Origin of the sequence: Microbacterium sp. Leaf161, assembly GCF_001423645.1 — a bacterium.
In the GTDB taxonomy this organism is placed as follows: Bacteria; Actinomycetota; Actinomycetes; order Actinomycetales; family Microbacteriaceae; genus Microbacterium; species Microbacterium forte.
On record NZ_LMOW01000003.1, the window covers coordinates 324,663 to 342,564 of the forward strand.

Sequence of the window (17,902 nt, forward strand, 5' to 3'; positions counted from 1 at the left end):
TGTCGAACACTGCCCCTGGCGCCAGGGGCAGCGGGGAGAGAGGCTGAGGGCATGCGCTTCGTCCGGCGGTACCCCGTGATCATCATCACGGTCGTGGTTCTCGCGGGGGTGCTCGCTCTGCACATGGTCGGCATACCCGCCGTCGGACGATGGATCGCCACTGCCTATGTCGGAGCGTTCGTCGTCTGGACGCTCGTCGGCATGGTGCGGGATGTGCTCCGCGGGCACGTCGGGCTCGACATCCTCGCGGTCGTGGCGATGGTCGCCACTCTCGCCGTCGGAGAATACATCGCGGCGCTCATCATCGTCCTGATGCTCGCGGGCGGCGAAGCGCTGGAGCAGTTCGCGGGACGACGTGCGAAACGAGACCTCTCGGCACTCCTGGACAGGTCTCCCCGAATTGCGCATGTCCTCGTGCATCCGCTCGCACCGGACTCGGAAGAGGTTCGGGATGTCGCAGTCGACGATGTCGCGGTCGGCGACGCGCTGCTGGTGCGTCCGGCCGAGATCGTGCCGATCGACGGCGTGCTGCTTTCGGCGTCAGGTGAGTTCGACGAATCGTCGCTCACCGGCGAGAGCATGCCCGTCGCTCGCGAGGCCGGGGGCGAGGTGCTGTCCGGAGCGATCAACGGAGCACGGGCCGTCCGAATCCGCGCACTGCGATCGAGCGCAGACAGCCAATACCAGCAGATCGTCGCGCTCGTGCACGAGGCTGAGGAGTCGCACGCACCGGTCGTGCGTCTCGCCGATCGATTCGCGATTCCGTTCACCGCCGTCGCTCTCGTACTGGCCGGCGCCGCATGGGCGATCTCCGGTGACTCGACACGGTTCGCCGAGGTGCTCGTGCTCGCGACTCCGTGTCCTCTCCTCATCGCGGCTCCCGTCGCATTCCTCGGCGGCCTCTCCCGGGCGGCCAAGACCGGAGTGATCATGAAGGGCGGTGCGGTGATCGAGCAGCTGGCTCGGGTGCGGTCCGCGGCCTTCGACAAGACGGGCACCCTCACCCAGGGACGCCCCGACCTCGTCGATGTGCGACCCGCCACGGGGATCGATGCTGACGAACTGCTGATGCTCGCGGCATCCGCCGAGCAGTACTCGTCGCACGTGCTCGCCGAAGGAATCCGTCGCGCCGCCGCAGAGCGTCGCCTCGTACTCCGTCGATCCGATGACGCGAGTGAAGTCGCGACCAACGGTGTGGTGGCCGTCATCGATGGCCGCACCGTCGTCGTCGGCAAGCCCGCTTTCGTCGCATCGCTCGCCGCCGACACCGTGCGCGCAACTCTCGGGACAGGTGAGGCTGCGGCCTACGTGGCGATCGACGGGCGGTTCGGAGGCGTCCTCATCCTCGCGGATGCGCCGCGACCTGAAGCGACCTCGGTCGTGTCGTGGCTCCGCTCGAACGGCATCGAGCGCATCATGATGCTCACGGGAGATGCTCGATCGACCGCGGAATCCGTCGCTCGCGAGGTCGGGATCGACGATGTCCACGCAGAACTCCTCCCGCCGGAGAAGGTCGGGCTCGCCGCCGACCTCCGTCCGAGACCGATGATGATGGTGGGCGACGGTGTCAACGACGCGCCTGTACTGGCGGCCGCCGACATCGGTGTCGCGATGGGCGCGCGTGGGGCGACGGCCGCGGGCGACGCTGCCGACGTCGTGATCCTGGTCGATTCATTGACCAAGGTCGTCGATGCGGTCGCCATCGGACGGCACACACTGCGTGTTGCGCTCACCGCGATCTGGATCGGCATCGGGCTGAGCGTGGGGCTCATGCTCGTCGCGATGACGGGGATCATCCCGGCGGTCGCGGGTGCTCTCATCCAGGAAGCGGTCGACCTCGCGACGATCCTCTATGCCCTCCGCGCACTGGGCGGTCCAGCCACCGGACTCGTCGCCCCTCGCGGGTCGTGATGTCGAGACCCGCCGGTGCGCCGACTGGTTACCGGGGGAGAGCCGCGTCGCGATAGTCGGGACAGACTTCCCCCTCTCATCCGAAGCCCGGAGACCCCCTCGATGATCATCGTCACCCGCCTCGACCGCACCCGGTTCGCGGTGAACCCCGACATGATCGAACGAATCCATGCGTCGCCGGACACGACTCTGCACATGGTCGACGGGCATGTGTACGTGGTCGAGGAGGACCTCGACGCCCTGATCGACCTGATCGTCGCCTACCGTGCGCGCGTCCTCGGCGCAGCCCAGGCTCTGACCTCGCAGACGGGCGCGTGATCATGGATCCCGCGTTCATCATCGGAGTGGTCCTGGCGTTCGGCGCCCTGGTCGCGATGATCACGATGGAGGGGGCGAGCTTCGAGGCTCTGCTCATTCCCGCGCCGATGATCCTGGTGCTCGGCTCGACGATCGGCGTCGGAATCGCCAGCCACACCCTCCGCGACACGATGCTCGCGGTGAAGAGCCTCGGCCGCATGGTCCGTGGCCCCAAGATGACGCCGGAGGCGGTGATCCCGTTCCTCGTCGGCTACGCCGAGAAGGCGAGGGGTGAAGGGCTTCTCGCTCTCGAGCAGGAACTCGACTCCGCGCCCGACGAGTTCACTCGGCAGGCGCTCCAGGCTCTCGCGGACGGCACGGATGCCGAGGATCTGCGGACCCTCATGGATGACGAGATCGCGGCGACATCGTCGCGCAACCGCGTCGCCTCGAAGTTCTTCGGCTCTCTGGGCGGATATGCGCCCACGATCGGCATCGTCGGCACCGTCGTCTCCCTGACGCACGTGCTCGAGAAGCTCGACGAACCCGATCACCTCGGTCCGATGATCGCCGCAGCCTTCGTCGCCACCCTCTGGGGCCTCCTCTCTGCCAACTTCATCTGGAACCCGATCGCCGGCCGCCTGGGTCGGATCGGGGCCGTCGAACTCGAGAGGATGACCCTCGTCTCCGAGGGGATGCTCGCCATCCAGGCCGGCAGCGCGCCCCACCTCCTGCAGGAGCGACTCGAGGCGCTGTCGACCGTGAAGCCCAAGGCCGGCAAGCAGAAGCGGGAGCCTGAGTCGGTCGAGGGCGTCCAGTGAGCACAGCCCGTCGAGCTCGCGGTCGCGGGCATGAGGACGACTCGCATGACGAGCCGGACGAGCGCTGGGCCGTCTCGTATGCCGATATGGTCACCGTTCTCATGTGCCTGTTCATCGTGCTGTTCGCCGTGTCGAACGTCGACAAGACGAAGTTCGAGTTGCTCGCGAACAGCCTGGCGACGGGGTTCGGGCAGGAGAGCACCGAGGGTGGCGCCGACACCGCAGAGGGCGTGATCGTGCCGCCCGAGCTGCAGGACGACGACGGCGTGGTCGACCTCGCCGCCCGCGCGGAGACCGAGTTCGAGTCGCTCGTGGGCCTGCGTGACCGCATGAGTACGTCCCTGGCGGCTCAGGGACTGCAGGACACCGTGCAGTTCGTGATCGATGATCGGGGGCTCCAGGTCGGGCTGGTCGGCGCCGAGACCTTCTTCGCCGACAACAGCACCGACCTCTCGGCCAAGGCCGATGCGGTGCTCGACACCATCGGAGACGTCCTGGCCACGGTCGACAATCAGGTGAGCGTCGAGGGGCACGCCGATCACCGGGTCTCGGCCGCCCCCTTTCCGACCAACTGGGAGCTCTCGGGAGGGCGCGCGACCCAGGTGGCTCGATTCCTCGTCGAGCACGAAGGCTTGGGAGGTCCACGCGTGAAGGCCACCGCGTTCTCCGACACCCGCCCCATCGTGCCGGGCGACAGCCCACAGGCGCTGGCCAGCAACAGACGCGTCGACATCGTCGTCGAGTCGAACGAAGAAGAGCAGGTGAGAGCGCTGATACCCGCTCTCGCGGCTGCTGCGAACAAGTGAGCGCTCACGTGAACACCACCGTCGAGGAGACCGTCATGACCGCATCCGCCGTGCTCGATGACCCGGCCGTGCGCTACCCGGCGTACGATTTCGGACGCCCGGCCCAGCTCGGGCGCGAGAGCACCCGGCATCTCGAGGCGGCGTTCGAGTCGTTCGCCCGGCTGTGGTCGTCGCAGCTGACCGACAAGATCCGCGTGCGGGCGCACCTGGCGCTCGAGAGCGTCGACCTGGTCTCGTATGAGGAGTACTCCGACACGCTCCCCGGCACGACGGCCATGGTCGCCGGCTCCTTCGCCGACCGGGACGAGCCGTGCGTCGTGCAGTTCGGACTCGACAGCGCCCTGCTGTGGGTCGTCCAGATGATGGGCGGCAGGAGCACATCGCTTCCCGCAGCCCGCACGTTCACTCCGATCGAACTGGCTCTCGTCCGCAACCTGATGGAGGGCACGTTCGAGCACCTCCACGCCAGCCTCGATGCTCTGCTCCCGGGCGCACCGAGGTTCAGTGCCGTGCACTACAACCCCCAGTACATGCAGGTCATCTCCGCCACCGCCGCGGTGATCGTCGCCCGATACACGATGCGGTTGGGTGACTCGGAGTCGACGGCGACCGTCATGCTGCCCGCGTCGGCCGTCGTCGACCGCCTTGCGGCCTCAGGATCGGATGCTGCATCGGCTCACACGACCGAGCAGACCCTCGAACAGGTGCGCAGCACGCCGTTGGAGCTGACGCTGCGTCTCGCCCCCATCACGATCGGCACCGGCGAGATCCTCGACCTCGCGCCGGGAGACCTGCTGCGCCTGCCGCACCCGGAGACCCGCCCCTACGAGCTCGTGGCCGGAAACACCCGAATCGCCCTCGCCACACCCGGCAGCAGGGGCTCGCGCCTCACATGCAAGATCACGACCACCCATGAGGAGACCCACTGATGAGCACCTTCCACGAGACCGCCATCGCCGCGGCGATCGCCGGCAAGCTGCCGTTCGGATACCCCGTGATCCCGGCGCCCTCGACCGACCCGGGCGCATCGGGCGACGCGGTCGTCGTCACCTTCACGGGCAGCCCCGGCGCGCGTATCGCGATCCAGGTCGTCGATCCGTCGCAACTCGAGGACGGCTCGAAGACCGCACCGCTGACCGATCGACTGCACCCGATCTTCGAGGCCGCCACCGCCGTGCTCGGCAGCGGTTCGCTCGGCGACGGAGCGGTGGTCGCAGCCACTGATGTCTTCACCGACTCGGGCACGCAGGTGTTCGACATGGTCGACGCCGACGGCAGCGTCGTGGCTCGCGCATCCGTGCGCATCGACGGGGCGAGGTCCGCAGCGGCGGCGGGTCCTCAGCGACTGAACCGCATCGCGGGTGTCGAGATGGAGCTCGTGGTCGAGATCGGACGCACACGGATGCCGGTGCGCGACGTGCTCTCGCTCGAACCGGGGCGTGTGGTCGAGCTCGACCGCGCCGCCGGGTCTCCCGCAGACATCAAGCTGAACGGCCGCCTGATCGGGCACGGCACCGTCGTGGTCGCGGAGGGCGACTTCGCGATCCGCGTCGAGCGCATCCTCGACGGCGCCGAGACGGTCTGACGATGGACGACATCCTCGTCGCGCTTCGTGCGATCGTGGCGCTGGGAGCGGTGCTCGGCCTGCTGCTCTTCCTGAGCCGTCGCCTGCAGAAGTCGCAGGCGAAGGGAGTGAGCCCGCTGGCCGGGCTGATGCCGAGGAAGCTCGCCAAGCTGACCGAGCTCGTGCCTTCGCGTCCGGCGGCAGTCCCGCGCTCACGCCCGGAGAAGATCACCGTGGTGGCGCGGTCGGGCATCGGGGGCAAGGCGCAGCTCGTGGTGGCCGAGTTCGGCGGCATCCGCTATGTGCTCGGTGTGACGGAGCACGGGATCAATGTCGTCGACACCCAGGAGGCGCCTCCGCTCGCCGAGGAGATCCTCGCAGAAGAGGAGCGCCCCGCCGTCGCCGAGATGCCCGACGACATCGTCGACCGCGCGCTTCGCTCCGTCGCCTGACGGCGGTCAGCTCATCGGTCGTCGCGGTTACGTGCACTTCGTCGTGTCGCGATAGTCGACTGCGAGCACGGATCGCTCGACCCTCTGGCTACGGATCGGCCACGTCACCCATCTTCGGAGTGCCGCCGTGCCCGTATCCGCCGCAGTCGCCGCGTCGCCGTCTGCGCGCGCACCGCGACTGCCGCGGCGTGCCTGGGTGCTTCTGGGCGCCGCGCTCGGCATCGCGGCGTTGCTGGTGCTGCTGCAGACCACCGGTGCACACGCCGCCGCGTCGCTGCTCCCGACGGAGACCGGTGATGGCGACGGCGTGACGATCAACGGCATCAACGGGGCCCCGTCCGACAGCATCATGACGCTGCTCGGCATCACCGTCCTCAGCGTCGCTCCGGCTCTGCTGCTGATGATGTCGAGCTTCACCAAGATCTTCGTGGTGCTCGCCCTCACCCGCAATGCCCTCTCGCTGCCGTCGATCCCGCCGAACCAGGTGCTCGCCGGGCTCAGCCTCTTTCTGACGCTGTTCATCATGTGGCCGGTGCTCACCGACATCAATGCCGTCGCGGTCGCGCCGTTCACCGATGGCCAGATCGACTTCGGCAGGGCGTTCGAGCTCGCCCAGGAGCCGCTACGCGAGTGGATGCTCACCTACACCCGCGAAGAGGACATCGCCCTCATGCACCGCGCGGCGCAGATGGAGAACCCCGCGGACGCCTCCAGCATCCCGCTGCAGACGCTCGTGCCGGCGTTCATGATCAGCGAGCTGCGCGCCGCCTTCCTGATCGGGTTCATCATCTTCGTCCCCTTCCTCGTGATCGACCTCGTCGTCGCCAGCGCACTGATGTCGATGGGCATGATGATGCTTCCTCCCGTCATGATCTCGCTGCCGTTCAAGATCCTCCTGTTCCTGCTCATCGACGGCTGGGGCATGGTCATCACCGCGCTCGTCCAGTCGTACAACGGGGGTGGCTGATGAACCCTGAAGCTGTCATCGACATCGGGCAGGCAGCGCTCATCGTGGGCGCGAAGCTCTGCGCACCACTGCTCATCACCGCGCTCGTGGTGGGATTCGCCATCTCTCTGCTGCAGTCCATCACTCAGGTGCAGGAGATGACGATCTCGTTCGTGCCGAAGCTCGTCGCCGTCGGCATCGCCCTGCTCGTGACCGGGCATTGGATGATCGCCGAGATGATCGCCTTCACGAACGAGATGTTCGCGCGGATCCCGTCGCTGCTGAACGGCGGCTGATGAACATCCCCATCGACTTCACGTGGCTCGAGGCGACCTCGCTCGCGTGCGTGCGGATCACCGCCTTCCTGGTGCTGGCTCCGCCGTTCAGCCACGGCACGATCCCGATGCGGATCCGTGCGATGCTCGGCGTGGGTCTCGCTCTCGCCGTATCGCCGGTGGTGACAGCAGGCTACGAACGTCTCGACACCGGAGCCTTCATGCTCGCCCTGGCCGGTCAGGCGCTGACGGGCGCGCTCCTCGGCTTTCTGGTGATGGTGCTCTTCAGCGCGATCCAGGGGGCGGGCCATCTCGTCGACACGTTCGGCGGGTTCCAGCTGGCGCAGGCGTTCGACCCCGGGATGGCGATCAACGGTGCGCAGTTCACGCGCCTGTTCCAGATGACCGCGATCATGCTGCTGTTCGCCTCGGACGGATACCAGCTCGTGCTCGGCGGCCTGTTCCGCTCGTTCGACGCCGTGCCGGTCACCGGCGTGATCGATCTCGCCAAACCGGCGGAGGCACTCGTGGGGGCGGCGGGCCAGATGATGCTCAGCGCCGTGCAGATCGCCGGCCCGCTGCTCATCGTGCTCTTCCTCGCAGACGTCGGGCTCGGACTGGTCAGTCGCGTCGCGCCGGCGCTGAACGCGTTCGCGATGGGCTTCCCCATCAAGATCGGCCTCACGCTGCTGCTGGTCGGATTCGTCTACGCGGCGCTGCCCAGTGTGGTCGCGGTCATCGCCGAGGAGGCGGCGAGGCTGCTCCTGGGGGTGACGAGATGAGCGAGTCCGACAGCGGTGAGCGCACCGAGAAGGCGACCGAGCGTCGCCTGAAGGAGGCGCGGAAGAAGGGGCAGATCGGCCGCAGCCAGGACTTCACCGCCTGGGTCTGCATCGCGGCCGCCGCCGTGATGATGGTGCCGACGATCGCCTCGGGCACGCAGGTCGTCACCGAGCTCTTCCTCGCCGTGACACCCGTCGCGGTGAACCCCACCGACGGCGCGGCTCTCGACGTGCTCGGCTCGGCGATCGCATCGCTCGGCGGCATCCTGCTTCCGATGCTGGTGGTGGTGCTGCTCGCGACGACGGCCACCGCAGTCGCTCAGGGCGGCATCCATCTGCGAGGGGTGACGATGCGCACCGAGCAGTTCAACATCGTGTCGGGCATGAAGAGGGTCTTCGGGCAGCAGGCGCTCTGGGAGGGCGCCAAAGCGCTGCTGAAGACGGTGGCGATCGGGCTCGCGCTCTGGATCGTCGTCTCAGGTCTCGTGCCTGTGCTCATGGCCAGCGGCAGCCACAACATCACCTGGCTGCTCGAGCAGGCGGCCGGGGGAGCGATCGCGCTCCTGCAGGTCGCCGTCGCGGTGGGCATCCTGCTGGCGGCGATCGACGTGGCCGTCGTGATGCGGCGCAACCGCAAGCACACGCACATGACGAAGAACGAAGCCAAGGACGAGCACAAGAAGAGCGAGGGCGATCCGCTCGTGCGCTCCCAGCGCCGCTCGCGGCAGCTCGCCATGAGCCGCAATCGGATGATCGCCGCGGTCGGCGACAGCGATGTCGTTCTGGTGAACCCGACCCATGTCGCGGTCGCGCTGCGGTATGAGCCGGGCAAGTCGGCCCCTCGAGTCGTGGCGAAGGGGGCGGGGATCGTCGCGCAGAAGATCCGCGAGAGGGCGGACGAGGCCGGCGTGCCGATGATCAAGGACGTCCCGCTCGCGCGTGCGCTCCACTCGGCCTGCGAGATCGGGCGGGAGATTCCCGAAGAGCTCTACACCGCCGTAGCCCAGGTGCTCGCCTTCATCGAGCATCTCAAGCGACGAGGGTCGGCCAGGGGGACGCACACGATGCCCTTCGCGAGCACCAGGGACCGCGGCCTCTGAGCCGGGTCACGATCAGAATTCGAACGACGAAGAGAACGAAGGCGAGACGCATGATCGGTCAGCTGCTGTCCAAGGCGACGGTGCCCGTAGGAGTGGTGGGCATCATCCTCCTGCTCATCGTGCCCATCCCGACCGGGCTGCTCGACGTCCTCATCGTCCTGAACATCTCGTTCGCGCTCCTGATCCTGCTCACCGCGATGTTCATCAAGAAGCCGCTCGACTTCTCGGTCTTCCCCAGCCTGCTGCTCGTCGCGACGCTCTTCCGGCTCGGTCTGAACGTCGCGTCGACGCGTCTCGTGCTCAGCGAGGCACATGCGGGCGAGGTGATCCAGGCGTTCGGGGAGATCACGATCAGCGGGTCGCTCGTGATCGGTGCGGTGATCTTCCTCATCCTGACCGTCATCCAGTTCGTCGTGGTCACCAAGGGCGCAGAGCGCGTCGCCGAGGTCGGAGCACGATTCACCCTCGATGCCATGCCCGGCAAGCAGATGGCGATCGACGCGGATCTGAATGCCGGGCTGATCACCGACACCGAGGCGCGCAGGCGTCGGGCCGAGGTCGCGGCAGAGGCCGACTTCTACGGCGCGATGGACGGTGCGTCGAAGTTCGTCAAGGGTGACGCGATCGCGGGCATCGTGATCGTCGTCATCAACTTCGTCGGCGGCATCATCATCGGCATGGTGCAGCACGGGATGGAGGTCGGCGACGCCCTCGAGACCTACAGCATCCTCACCATCGGCGACGGACTGGTCACCCAGATCCCCGCGCTGCTGATGGCCGTGTCGACCGGCATGATCGTGACTCGCGAGAACGCCGAGTCCGAGATGGGACAGGCGGCCGGTCGTCAGCTCATGCAGTCGCGCAACGCTCTCGTGATCACGGGCCTCGCAGCCATCGCCATGGGCTTCATCCCCGGGATGCCCCTCGTGATCTTCCTGGCGATCGGAGCGGTGCTGCTGTTCGCGGCATCCCGCGTCAAGGCCAACGAAGACCGCGATGCCGCACTCGAGGCCGATGCGCTGCAGCAGGAGGCCGTCGAGGCCGGGGCCGAGGGACCGGAAGAGCTCATGGACAGGATGCGCGTGCACGCGCTGGAGATCTCGCTGTCACCTGACATCGTCGATCTGGCATCTGGGGGAGCGGGGGATCTGCTCACCCGGGTGAAGTCCCTTCGTCGCAAGCTCGCTCTGGACATCGGCATCCTGATGCCGCCGGTGCGCACCCGTGACAACATCGACCTGCCGGCGCAGACCTACTCGATCCTCATCGCCGGGGTCGAGGCCGGGCGCGGATCGGTGCCGCGCGGACACGTGCTCGCGATCGGCACGGGTCTCGAGCAGCTTCCCGGCACGGCCGTGGTCGACCCTGTGTTCGGCCTCGAGGGCAAATGGGTGCCCGCGGAGATGTCGCACGCCGCTGACATGGCGGGTGCGACGGTGATCGATCGGGCGAGCGTGATCATCACCCACCTCTCCGACATCGTGCAGAGCCAGGCCGATCGGCTGCTCTCGCTCGAAGACGTACGCCAGCTGACCGAGCACCTGAAGCAGTCCAGCCCCGCGACGGTCGAGGAGCTCACTCCGGCCGTGCTGTCGCTCGCCGCGATCCAGCGCGTCCTGGCGGGGCTTCTCGCGGAGCGGGTGCCGATCAACGACCTCGCCCGCATCTATGAGGCGCTCGCACTGCGAGGCAAGACGTCGACCGAGACCGCGGGGCTGATCGACGCGGCCAGAGCGGCGCTCGGGCCGGCGATCGCCTCGCGCTTCGCCGAAGACGGGCGGATCCGGGTCGTCATGTTCGAGCCGATGCTCGAACAGCAGATGCTCGAGGGGATGCGGGTCGTCGACGGTCATCCGCAGATCGTGCTGACGCCGGAGTCGACCATGCAGGTGCTCGAGAACGTGCGTCGCACCGTCGCCGAGCTCGAGCAGGTGGGGCCGGAACCTGTGCTCGTGTGCGCTCCGTCTCTGCGTCAGGCCGTGCGTCGGATGGTCTCCTCGCAGGTCAGCGGCCTTCCCGTGCTGTCCTACGACGAGGCGGCGGCAGGCGGCCTCGCGACCGACGTGGTCGGAGTGGTGCGCATGACGCAGTCGGCTCTTCCGAGCGCGGCGGTGTAGGGTCTGGATCTGCTCATTTACGAGCTGAGTGCGATACGTTTGTGAGCAGAGGGCGCAACAGCGCTCACGCCATGGAAGGCAGACGACGCATGCTGGTACTCACGAGACGCGCCAACGAGAGCATCGTGATCGGCGACGACATCACCGTCACCATCCTCGCGGTCACGCCCAGCGGTGTCCGCGTCGGCATCGATGCTCCTCGGGACAAGCGCATCAACCGCGCCGAGATCGTCCTCGCGGTGAGCGATGCGAATCAGGAAGCCGTCCAGACATCCTCGGATGAGTCCGCGGAATCGGTTCTCCTCGGCATCCTGGGAAGAACGACCCCGGCTCCCTGATCCGGTCGCAGGAGCGTCATCTCGACGCGTGCCGAGTTACTGGCCCGCTCCTTGTCGCGATAGTCGTGAATGTGACGGGCGATCCCGTCACGGAAACCGCGACATGACGAGGTGACGAATCGTGGCCGCTCACGACCTGAGCATGCAACTGATGCGAGAGCGCGACCTTCTCGAGGTGCTGCTCTTCAAGCTCGACGAGCAGCAGATGCTGCTCGCGACCGGACGCAACCGTTGGATCCACCATGCGGCGAACGAGATCGAGCGGGTCATCGCGGCCATGCCGACCGTCGCCCTCTCGCGTGACACGCTGGTCATCGCGGTGGCCGACGAGTGGGGCGTGCCGGAGGCGACGACGCTCCGCGATCTGATCGAGGCCGCGCCGACCGACGCGTGGCGCGAGATCCTGACGGGTCACCTCGACGCGATGACGACCCTGGCCGACGAGATCGGCGACATGAAGAAGGTCAACGAACAGCGTCTGCGCACGGCCATCCGGGTCACGCAGGAGACCATCGCAGGCCTCGGCGTCCCGACCGGCGAGTACGACACGCATGGCGATGTCGTCCGCGGCGGAGACGCCCGACTTCTCGACACAAGGGTGTGAAGTAGACATGTCTTCATTCGCAGGTCTCCGCCTCGCAGAATCCGCGCTCTCGGCGGCGCGAGCGGGGATGACCGTGACCGGTCAGAACATCGCCAATCAGGCCACCCCCGGCTATACGCGCCAGCGGGTGGAGCAGACCTCGTTCTCAGCGCCCGGGCAGACGGGACTCTGGCCGTCGGGACTCGGGATCGGCGGCGGCGTCGGCGTGACCGGGATCGCGCGGCTGGGCGACGACATCCTCGACGCTCGCGTCCGTGATGCCCTGTCGACGTCGGGTTTCTGGAGCGCCCGCGCGACGGCCGCCAGCAGCGCGGAGGGTGTGATGGCGGAACCCACCAAGGACGGTCTCGCGGCGAACCTCGATCGCTTCTGGGCCGGCTGGTCCGACCTCGCCAACACGCCGGATCCGGCTGCGGCCCAGGTCGTGCTCACGAACGCCAACGTGCTCATCGGGCAGATCGGCGCGGGATACCAGACGATCGCCGGGCAATGGAGCGACCTGCGCGGACAGGTCGACAGTCAGCTCGCCGACGTCAATGCCGTCGCAGGTCAGGTGGCCTCGCTCAACGGTCAGATCAGGGATGCGCTGCAGTCCGGGCGCAACGCCAACGAGCTGATCGACCAGCGCAACGTCCTCGCCCAGCAGCTCTCGACCGCGGTCGGCGCCAAGGGCAATGTGGAGGCAGACGGAACCCTCACCCTGCGCGTCGACGGCAACGCGCTCGTGTCGGGCGACAGCAGCCGAGCGCTCGTGGCCAGCGGACCGCGTGACATCGCGGACGCCGGTCGGATCACCGTCGCGTGGGCTGATCGACCTGACCTGGCAGTGCCGATCACGGGCGGCATCGTCGGCGGCACGATCAGCGCGCTCGCCCCCGCATCCGACGGCGGCACGCTGGCGGGAGTCGCTGCGGCCTACAACGAGACGGCGACCGCGCTCGCGACCGCCGTGAACGACGTGCACCGCACGGGTGTCACATCGTCCGGTGCGGCCGGGGGCGACTTCTTCGCGCTCGGCGGTGCGGGCCCTGCTGCTCTCGGGCTCAGCGTGGTTCCCACCGGTCTCGACCAGCTGGCGCTCGCAGCGCCGGGAGCCGGAGCGAAGGACACCACGATCGCCGACCGCATCAGCGCGCTCAGTGCATCGGCGACGGGGCCCACCAAGACCTGGTCGACTTTCGTCACCGGGTTCGCGGTCACCGTCGCAGGCGACCTGCAGCGCGCCGACATCGCCGACATGGGAGCTGTCGCGGCGGTCACCGCGCAGCAGTCGAACTCTTCGGTCGACGGCGACGAGGAGACGATCAACCTCCTGACCTACCAGACCGCCTATCAGGCAGCGGCCCGCGTGCTGACCGCTGTCGACGAGGCCCTGGACCTGTTGATCAACCGCACCGGCCTCGTCGGCCGCTGACTCTGGGGAGAGTGAACATGATCGGCCGTATCACGAGCAACACCATGACGCAGCAGTCGCTGCGGACGTTGCAGACCAACCTCGCGGACCGCGAGCGCCTGCAGAATCAGGCTGCCTCACAGCGTGCCTTCCGCTCGCCGAGCGAAGACCCTGCCGCAGCGGCCACAGCGCTCGGCGTGCACGGCGACCAGTCGCGCGTCGCCCAGTTCGCCCGCAACCTCAGCGACGGAATGGCGTGGGTGACGACCGTCGACACCGCTCTCGGGGCCAGTGCAGACCTGCTCAATCGTGCGCGGGATCTCACCGCGCAGGGAGCCAACTCTGGGGCGCTCAGCCCGACAGCGCGCGAGTCGATCGCGCAGGAGCTCGAGTCGATCAGCGCGGAGCTGCTCGCCAAGGCGAACACGAGGGTGCTCGGTCGCAGCGTCTTCGCCGGCACGAGCGATGCGGGAGGCGCCTTCGACGCCACCACGTTCACGTTCAACGGCGGCACGGGTGACGGAGTGCATCGCCGCATCAGCGACAACGAGACGGTGCGCGTCGACTTCGACGGCTCTCAGGCGTTCGGCGAGGGTGCTGACAGCGCGTTCGCCCTGTTGAACGACATCGCGGCGGACCTGCGCAGTGGCGTCGAGGTGGGCGCGCGTCTCGGCGACATCGATGCGCGACTGAAGGACGTCAACGCCGCGCGAGGAACGACGGGTGCGCGTCAGGTGCAGATCGAGCGCGCCTCGGCCCAGAACCTCTCGGCGTCGATCGACCTCGAGGCCCGTCGCACCGAGGTCGAGAACGTCGACAGCCTCGAGGTGCTCGTTCGACTGCAGTCTGCCGAGCTCGTCTTCCAGTCCGCCCTGCAGGTGACGGCGCGATCGCTGCAGACCAATCTGATGGAGTTCCTCCGATGAGTGGTGCGTCGACCGACCGGGCGACCGCGGCGCTGTGCGTCGAGTTCGCGTCGCCCATGCCCGGCCTGAGCCCGCACACGGCATTCACCCTCGAGCAGATCGACGGTGCGGAGGGGCTGCACGCGCTGCGGGCCACGGACGCCGATGTGCGGCTGTTCCTCCTCGATCCGCTCTCCGGGGACTACGGCTACGAGCCGACCATACCCGCCGAGGTGCGAGCGCAGATCGGCGCCGCCGATGACTCCGAGATCCATGTGTTCGTCGTGGCCAACCCTTCTGCAGACGGTGTCTACATCAATCTCCGAGCTCCGATCCTCATCCATGCCGCCTCCGGCCGTGCGGTGCAGGCGATCCTCGAGGATCAGCGGTACCCGATCCGCGCGCTTCTGGGCGGGTGAGCGGGCGTCCTGTTCGACGGCTCTTCCGGCGGCGCGGGCTCTCAGCATGCAGAGGATTCTGAGATTCACCGCATATACCAAGGAAGAGGAACTATCCTCTGAAGAGCACAGGCTGGGGTACTGGCGGGATCCCGGCGTCGTCGCAGGAGATCGGGGCCTGGGGCACGTCACGGATGCGGTTGGTAGGGGTACAGCGCACGGCGCTCGGTGACGAGCGACATTCCATGGGACGGAAGACAACATGAGCACATCAAGGACGCTCGAGACGAATCGGGTCAGCAAGCGGGAGTTCGTGCAGAGGTTCGCACGACGCGGTGGCATCTCGGTCCAGGCGGCGCAGACCGCATACACCGCGATGATCGACGAACTCCTCGACCTCGTAGGCCGGGGCAACACGGTCACGCTCACCAATTTCGGCAAGTTCTATCCGCAGACGCACAAGGGGCATCGTGTGCAATTCGCGAAGGACGACGGAGACGCCGAGGTCAACGACTACACGGTGCTGAAGTTCTCTGCGACTCGAGAGGTGAACCGTCGAGTCAAGGTGAACGATTAGTCATCGTTATCTGAACGTAAACGAGAATCCCCGGAGGTTTTGGCCTCCGGGGATCTTTCTTGCCCGTCTCACCCCTAGCATGTAGGTGAAAGCAGTTCCGGTCGCTGGGGAGAGGCCACGCTGTGAGTCGCTGGGGAGGGCTTGCACTTACAGTGAAAGAGGCGAATTCGATGCCTATGCGCCCGCGCGACCAGCTCGTGGTCGATCACCTGCACATCGTCGGCGCGGCAACCGCGTACGTGGCCTCCCGCATCACGCATGTCTCCCGAGACGACCTCGCCTCTGCCGGAGCGTTCGCCCTGGTCCGTGCAGCCGAGAAGTTCGATGCGAGCCTCGGTGTGCCGTTCGGAGCGTTTGCGCGTGCCCGGGTCAATTGGGCGCTGAAAGACGAATTGCGGTCGATGGACTGGGCGCCCCGAGACGTACGAGCGCGAGCGAAGCAGACGATCAAGGTGAGGCAGGCTCTGTCTGCAGGGCTCGGCCGCACGCCCACCGTGGCGGAGATCGCGGCGGCCATGGGCGTCGACACCGCTGTCGCACGAGAGGGGCTGGCGGACGCCGAGCGCATGCTCACCAGTCTCGATGCACCGGATGCGCCGGAGATCGTGTGGACCGGGTACCTGCCGGAGGAACTCGCGATCGCGTCCGAGCGTGATGAGTTCCTGCGACGGGCCGTCGCTGCGCTGCCGGAACGCAAGCGATCGATCATCACGGCGATCTACTTCGACGACCGAACGGTGACCGAGCTCGCGGACGAGCTGGGCGTATCGCACGCCGCCGTCTCTCAGCAGCGAGCTGCGGCGGTGCGCATGCTCCGCGATGCGCTGGACCGGCACTACGCCGACGCTCCGCCGACCGAGGCAGGGCCGGTCCCGCGCTCGTCGGCGTCTGCGCTGGACGCCTATCTCGAGCGCCTCGCCGCCACCGGCCAACGGTTCACCCGCGCGATACTGTCGCACGCTGTCGGCGTCTGACCCGGAGTCCGCCGTCCGACGCTTCGGCAGGGCCGGTCAGAGACTGAAGCCGTAGTTCGCCTGACCCACGAGGATGAGGTTGACCGTGGTCGGGTAGACCTCGGGTTCCTCGTCCTCGTCGTCGAGAAGCTCGAGCTTGTGGATCGGCACGACGATGCTGCCGTCCGGTTCGAAGATGAGATCCTTGGGCACGAACGATGCGAAGATCGATCGCGTCGCGTTGCGCAGTTCGAAGGTGCGCCCGACGTCGCCCCGCTCGAAGAGGTTCATCTCGACCTCGTCCGACCAGACCTTGCCATCGGGGAAGCGAGCCTCGATGCGATACGTGCTCGGCTCGACCGATTTGATGTTGAGGTCCTCCACGACGTCTGCGAACAGCGCGTCCGGCTGCTCGAGCTCGAACGCGATGGCACGCAGGTGGTCGTAGTTGAGGCGAGCCCGACGCGAGAACAAGGCGACGTTCTCGATCTCATCGGGGTCGGCGTGCGGTGCCTGGTCGATCAGGTACTGCCGCACCTCGTCAGGGCCCGGGTACTCGAATCGCATGTGGTAGTGGAACCGCCCCGGACGGTTGACGATGTAGGTGCTGACATCACTGATGTCGTTCACCGTCAGGCAATAGATGCGTTTCACAGACGAGAGGCCGTCGAACAGCGACAGGAACTGGTTCTGCCGATTGTCTCCCTCTCCGCCGCGGCGCCCCGCAGGGAAGACCTTCTCGAACTCGTCGAAGATGATCAGGCACTCGTCGAGGGTGTCGAGGAACTCCACGATGCCGTCGTTGTCCTCTGAGACGATCACCACGGGCAGGCACTGTTCGCGAGCCTCCTCGGCGACCATGCGCAGGAACAGCGTCTTGCCGATTCCTTTGTCGCCGGACAGCATCACACCGAGACTGCGATCCGTGAGGGCATAGGAGCGGAAGATCTTGTCGACCTTCCTGTCGCGGCCGCCGTAGACGCGTTCGGTGCCCACGGTGAGGTCGTCGATCTTGATCAGGCTGAAGCCCTCTTTCGAGGTGAAGTGCACCCGATAGGTGCCGAGAGGGAACTCGTGATGCGTGCGGACGGCCGCATCGTACACGCGGACGTGTCCGCCCGTCTCGATGTAGGTGCTGGTCAAGATCCTTCTCCTTTGCTCCCCGTACTCATATATCGGTTGGGATTCGATCGCCGTAAGGCGTTCCGGAAGAATCTTTTGGCAGTACCCTGAGCGGACAGTGGGCGTGGGGACGCCCGGATCAGGGGATCCATCATGGGCGAGTACGCAGGGGTCGAGCAGCCGGTCGCAGGTTCGATCGTCATCGTGGTCGAGGCCGCGCCGCAGGGGCTGATGCAGTACACGCTGGATCCCGACGACCGACAGCCCGCATGGCAGGTGGTCCTCGTCGCTCACGACGACGCCGTGATGGGAGCCGTGACGACGCCGGAGCAGACGGCGGAACTGCTGGTGCGCGGAAGCGTCGAGTGCATCAGGCAGAGCATCCCGAGCCTCGAGGTCGGCGGCCTGACCATGCGACCCGAGCTCGGCCCGAACGACAACGCGCAGATCGTCGCCGCCGGAGATGCCACCTTCCTGAAGTCGGAGTGGGATGCGGTCGTCAGGCGTGCCGACGACCTCCCCGAGGGGTGACGCCGAGTTC

General features: G+C 67.2%; 21 protein-coding genes. 20 read left to right on the plus strand and 1 reads right to left on the minus strand.

What is annotated here, in order from left to right; all coding sequences use genetic code 11:
* Positions 1-51 precede the first annotated feature (51 nt).
* The 19 genes from ASF87_RS16900 (at position 52) to ASF87_RS16990 (ending at position 16,260) form a co-directional block, all read left to right on the plus strand.
* Complete coding sequence (locus ASF87_RS16900) at positions 52-1,911, plus strand: heavy metal translocating P-type ATPase (RefSeq protein WP_056377552.1); 1,860 nt, start codon at positions 52-54, stop codon at positions 1,909-1,911.
* Positions 1,912-2,013: 102 nt separating this feature from the next.
* Positions 2,014-2,229 (plus strand): flagellar FlbD family protein, encoded by a 216-nt coding sequence (locus tag ASF87_RS16905; protein WP_056377554.1) that lies wholly within the window; start codon positions 2,014-2,016, stop codon positions 2,227-2,229.
* A gap of 2 nt (positions 2,230-2,231) precedes the next feature.
* Complete coding sequence (locus ASF87_RS16910; RefSeq protein ID WP_056377556.1) at positions 2,232-3,029, plus strand: motility protein A; 798 nt, start codon at positions 2,232-2,234, stop codon at positions 3,027-3,029.
* On the plus strand, positions 3,026-3,835 hold the full coding sequence (locus tag ASF87_RS16915) for an OmpA/MotB family protein (protein ID WP_042541099.1): 810 nt from the start codon (positions 3,026-3,028) through the stop codon (positions 3,833-3,835). Before ASF87_RS16910 ends, ASF87_RS16915 begins: the two co-directional genes overlap by 4 nt.
* 35 nt (positions 3,836-3,870) lie before the next feature.
* Entirely contained in the window at positions 3,871-4,764 is an 894-nt protein-coding gene (locus tag ASF87_RS16920) for a flagellar motor switch protein FliM (protein WP_157550133.1), read from the plus strand.
* Complete coding sequence (locus ASF87_RS16925) at positions 4,764-5,420, plus strand: FliM/FliN family flagellar motor switch protein (protein ID WP_042541101.1); 657 nt, start codon at positions 4,764-4,766, stop codon at positions 5,418-5,420. The genes ASF87_RS16920 and ASF87_RS16925 overlap by 1 nt, the downstream gene beginning before the upstream one ends.
* A gap of 2 nt (positions 5,421-5,422) precedes the next feature.
* On the plus strand, positions 5,423-5,851 hold the full coding sequence (locus ASF87_RS16930; protein WP_056377559.1) for a flagellar biosynthetic protein FliO: 429 nt from the start codon (positions 5,423-5,425) through the stop codon (positions 5,849-5,851).
* 127 nt (positions 5,852-5,978) lie between these two features.
* On the plus strand, positions 5,979-6,818 hold the full coding sequence (gene fliP, locus ASF87_RS16935) for a flagellar type III secretion system pore protein FliP (protein WP_200933784.1): 840 nt from the start codon (positions 5,979-5,981) through the stop codon (positions 6,816-6,818).
* On the plus strand, positions 6,818-7,093 hold the full coding sequence (gene fliQ / locus ASF87_RS16940; RefSeq protein WP_042541106.1) for a flagellar biosynthesis protein FliQ: 276 nt from the start codon (positions 6,818-6,820) through the stop codon (positions 7,091-7,093). The genes fliP and fliQ overlap by 1 nt, the downstream gene beginning before the upstream one ends.
* The gene (locus tag ASF87_RS16945; protein WP_056377562.1) at positions 7,093-7,854 is read left to right on the plus strand and encodes a flagellar biosynthetic protein FliR; all 762 of its coding nucleotides are present in this window, start codon (positions 7,093-7,095) and stop codon (positions 7,852-7,854) included. The genes fliQ and ASF87_RS16945 overlap by 1 nt, the downstream gene beginning before the upstream one ends.
* Positions 7,851-8,954 (plus strand): EscU/YscU/HrcU family type III secretion system export apparatus switch protein, encoded by a 1,104-nt coding sequence (locus ASF87_RS16950; protein WP_056377564.1) that lies wholly within the window; start codon positions 7,851-7,853, stop codon positions 8,952-8,954. Before ASF87_RS16945 ends, ASF87_RS16950 begins: the two co-directional genes overlap by 4 nt.
* Positions 8,955-9,004: 50 nt before the next feature.
* Complete coding sequence (locus ASF87_RS16955) at positions 9,005-11,071, plus strand: flagellar biosynthesis protein FlhA (protein ID WP_056377566.1); 2,067 nt, start codon at positions 9,005-9,007, stop codon at positions 11,069-11,071.
* A gap of 89 nt (positions 11,072-11,160) precedes the next feature.
* Positions 11,161-11,409 (plus strand): carbon storage regulator CsrA, encoded by a 249-nt coding sequence (gene csrA / locus ASF87_RS16960; RefSeq protein WP_056377568.1) that lies wholly within the window; start codon positions 11,161-11,163, stop codon positions 11,407-11,409.
* Between the two features lie 121 nt (positions 11,410-11,530).
* Entirely contained in the window at positions 11,531-12,013 is a 483-nt protein-coding gene (flgN, locus tag ASF87_RS16965; protein WP_056377569.1) for a flagellar export chaperone FlgN, read from the plus strand.
* Between the two features lie 7 nt (positions 12,014-12,020).
* The gene (gene flgK / locus ASF87_RS16970) at positions 12,021-13,427 is read left to right on the plus strand and encodes a flagellar hook-associated protein FlgK (protein WP_056377570.1); all 1,407 of its coding nucleotides are present in this window, start codon (positions 12,021-12,023) and stop codon (positions 13,425-13,427) included.
* Positions 13,428-13,444: 17 nt separating this feature from the next.
* Positions 13,445-14,332: a flagellar hook-associated protein FlgL gene (flgL, locus tag ASF87_RS16975; protein WP_157550134.1), complete on the plus strand. Its 888-nt coding sequence runs from the start codon at positions 13,445-13,447 to the stop codon at positions 14,330-14,332.
* A complete protein-coding gene (locus ASF87_RS16980; protein WP_056377572.1) occupies positions 14,329-14,730 on the plus strand; it encodes a flagellar assembly protein FliW in 402 nt (133 codons plus the stop codon). The genes flgL and ASF87_RS16980 overlap by 4 nt, the downstream gene beginning before the upstream one ends.
* Before the next feature lie 241 nt (positions 14,731-14,971).
* Entirely contained in the window at positions 14,972-15,286 is a 315-nt protein-coding gene (locus tag ASF87_RS16985) for an HU family DNA-binding protein (RefSeq protein ID WP_042541126.1), read from the plus strand.
* Between the two features lie 170 nt (positions 15,287-15,456).
* Positions 15,457-16,260, plus strand: coding sequence for a sigma-70 family RNA polymerase sigma factor (locus ASF87_RS16990; RefSeq protein WP_056377574.1), 804 nt, complete (start codon positions 15,457-15,459; stop codon positions 16,258-16,260).
* Positions 16,261-16,296: 36 nt separating this feature from the next.
* Here the strand turns inward: ASF87_RS16990 and ASF87_RS16995 are convergent, their stop codons facing one another.
* A complete protein-coding gene (locus ASF87_RS16995; protein ID WP_056377577.1) occupies positions 16,297-17,382 on the minus strand; it encodes an AAA family ATPase in 1,086 nt (361 codons plus the stop codon).
* Between the two features lie 132 nt (positions 17,383-17,514).
* Here ASF87_RS16995 and ASF87_RS17000 point away from each other — a divergent pair, with 132 nt between their 5' ends.
* On the plus strand, positions 17,515-17,892 hold the full coding sequence (locus tag ASF87_RS17000; RefSeq protein ID WP_056377579.1) for a hypothetical protein: 378 nt from the start codon (positions 17,515-17,517) through the stop codon (positions 17,890-17,892).
* Positions 17,893-17,902: the final 10 nt, after the last annotated feature.

Coding starts and splice junctions, on each gene's coding strand:
- ASF87_RS16945 (WP_056377562.1), top strand. CDS start 7,093: ATGAACATCCCCATCGACTTCACGTGGCTCGAGGCGACCTCGCTCGCG.
- flgL (WP_157550134.1), top strand. CDS start 13,445: ATGATCGGCCGTATCACGAGCAACACCATGACGCAGCAGTCGCTGCGG.
- ASF87_RS16910 (WP_056377556.1), top strand. CDS start 2,232: ATGGATCCCGCGTTCATCATCGGAGTGGTCCTGGCGTTCGGCGCCCTG.
- ASF87_RS16955 (WP_056377566.1), top strand. CDS start 9,005: ATGATCGGTCAGCTGCTGTCCAAGGCGACGGTGCCCGTAGGAGTGGTG.
- ASF87_RS16930 (WP_056377559.1), top strand. CDS start 5,423: ATGGACGACATCCTCGTCGCGCTTCGTGCGATCGTGGCGCTGGGAGCG.
- csrA (WP_056377568.1), top strand. CDS start 11,161: ATGCTGGTACTCACGAGACGCGCCAACGAGAGCATCGTGATCGGCGAC.
- fliQ (WP_042541106.1), top strand. CDS start 6,818: ATGAACCCTGAAGCTGTCATCGACATCGGGCAGGCAGCGCTCATCGTG.
- ASF87_RS16950 (WP_056377564.1), top strand. CDS start 7,851: ATGAGCGAGTCCGACAGCGGTGAGCGCACCGAGAAGGCGACCGAGCGT.
- ASF87_RS16925 (WP_042541101.1), top strand. CDS start 4,764: ATGAGCACCTTCCACGAGACCGCCATCGCCGCGGCGATCGCCGGCAAG.
- ASF87_RS17000 (WP_056377579.1), top strand. CDS start 17,515: ATGGGCGAGTACGCAGGGGTCGAGCAGCCGGTCGCAGGTTCGATCGTC.
- ASF87_RS16920 (WP_157550133.1), top strand. CDS start 3,871: ATGACCGCATCCGCCGTGCTCGATGACCCGGCCGTGCGCTACCCGGCG.
- ASF87_RS16990 (WP_056377574.1), top strand. CDS start 15,457: ATGCCTATGCGCCCGCGCGACCAGCTCGTGGTCGATCACCTGCACATC.
- ASF87_RS16900 (WP_056377552.1), top strand. CDS start 52: ATGCGCTTCGTCCGGCGGTACCCCGTGATCATCATCACGGTCGTGGTT.
- ASF87_RS16980 (WP_056377572.1), top strand. CDS start 14,329: ATGAGTGGTGCGTCGACCGACCGGGCGACCGCGGCGCTGTGCGTCGAG.
- flgK (WP_056377570.1), top strand. CDS start 12,021: ATGTCTTCATTCGCAGGTCTCCGCCTCGCAGAATCCGCGCTCTCGGCG.
- ASF87_RS16985 (WP_042541126.1), top strand. CDS start 14,972: ATGAGCACATCAAGGACGCTCGAGACGAATCGGGTCAGCAAGCGGGAG.
- ASF87_RS16905 (WP_056377554.1), top strand. CDS start 2,014: ATGATCATCGTCACCCGCCTCGACCGCACCCGGTTCGCGGTGAACCCC.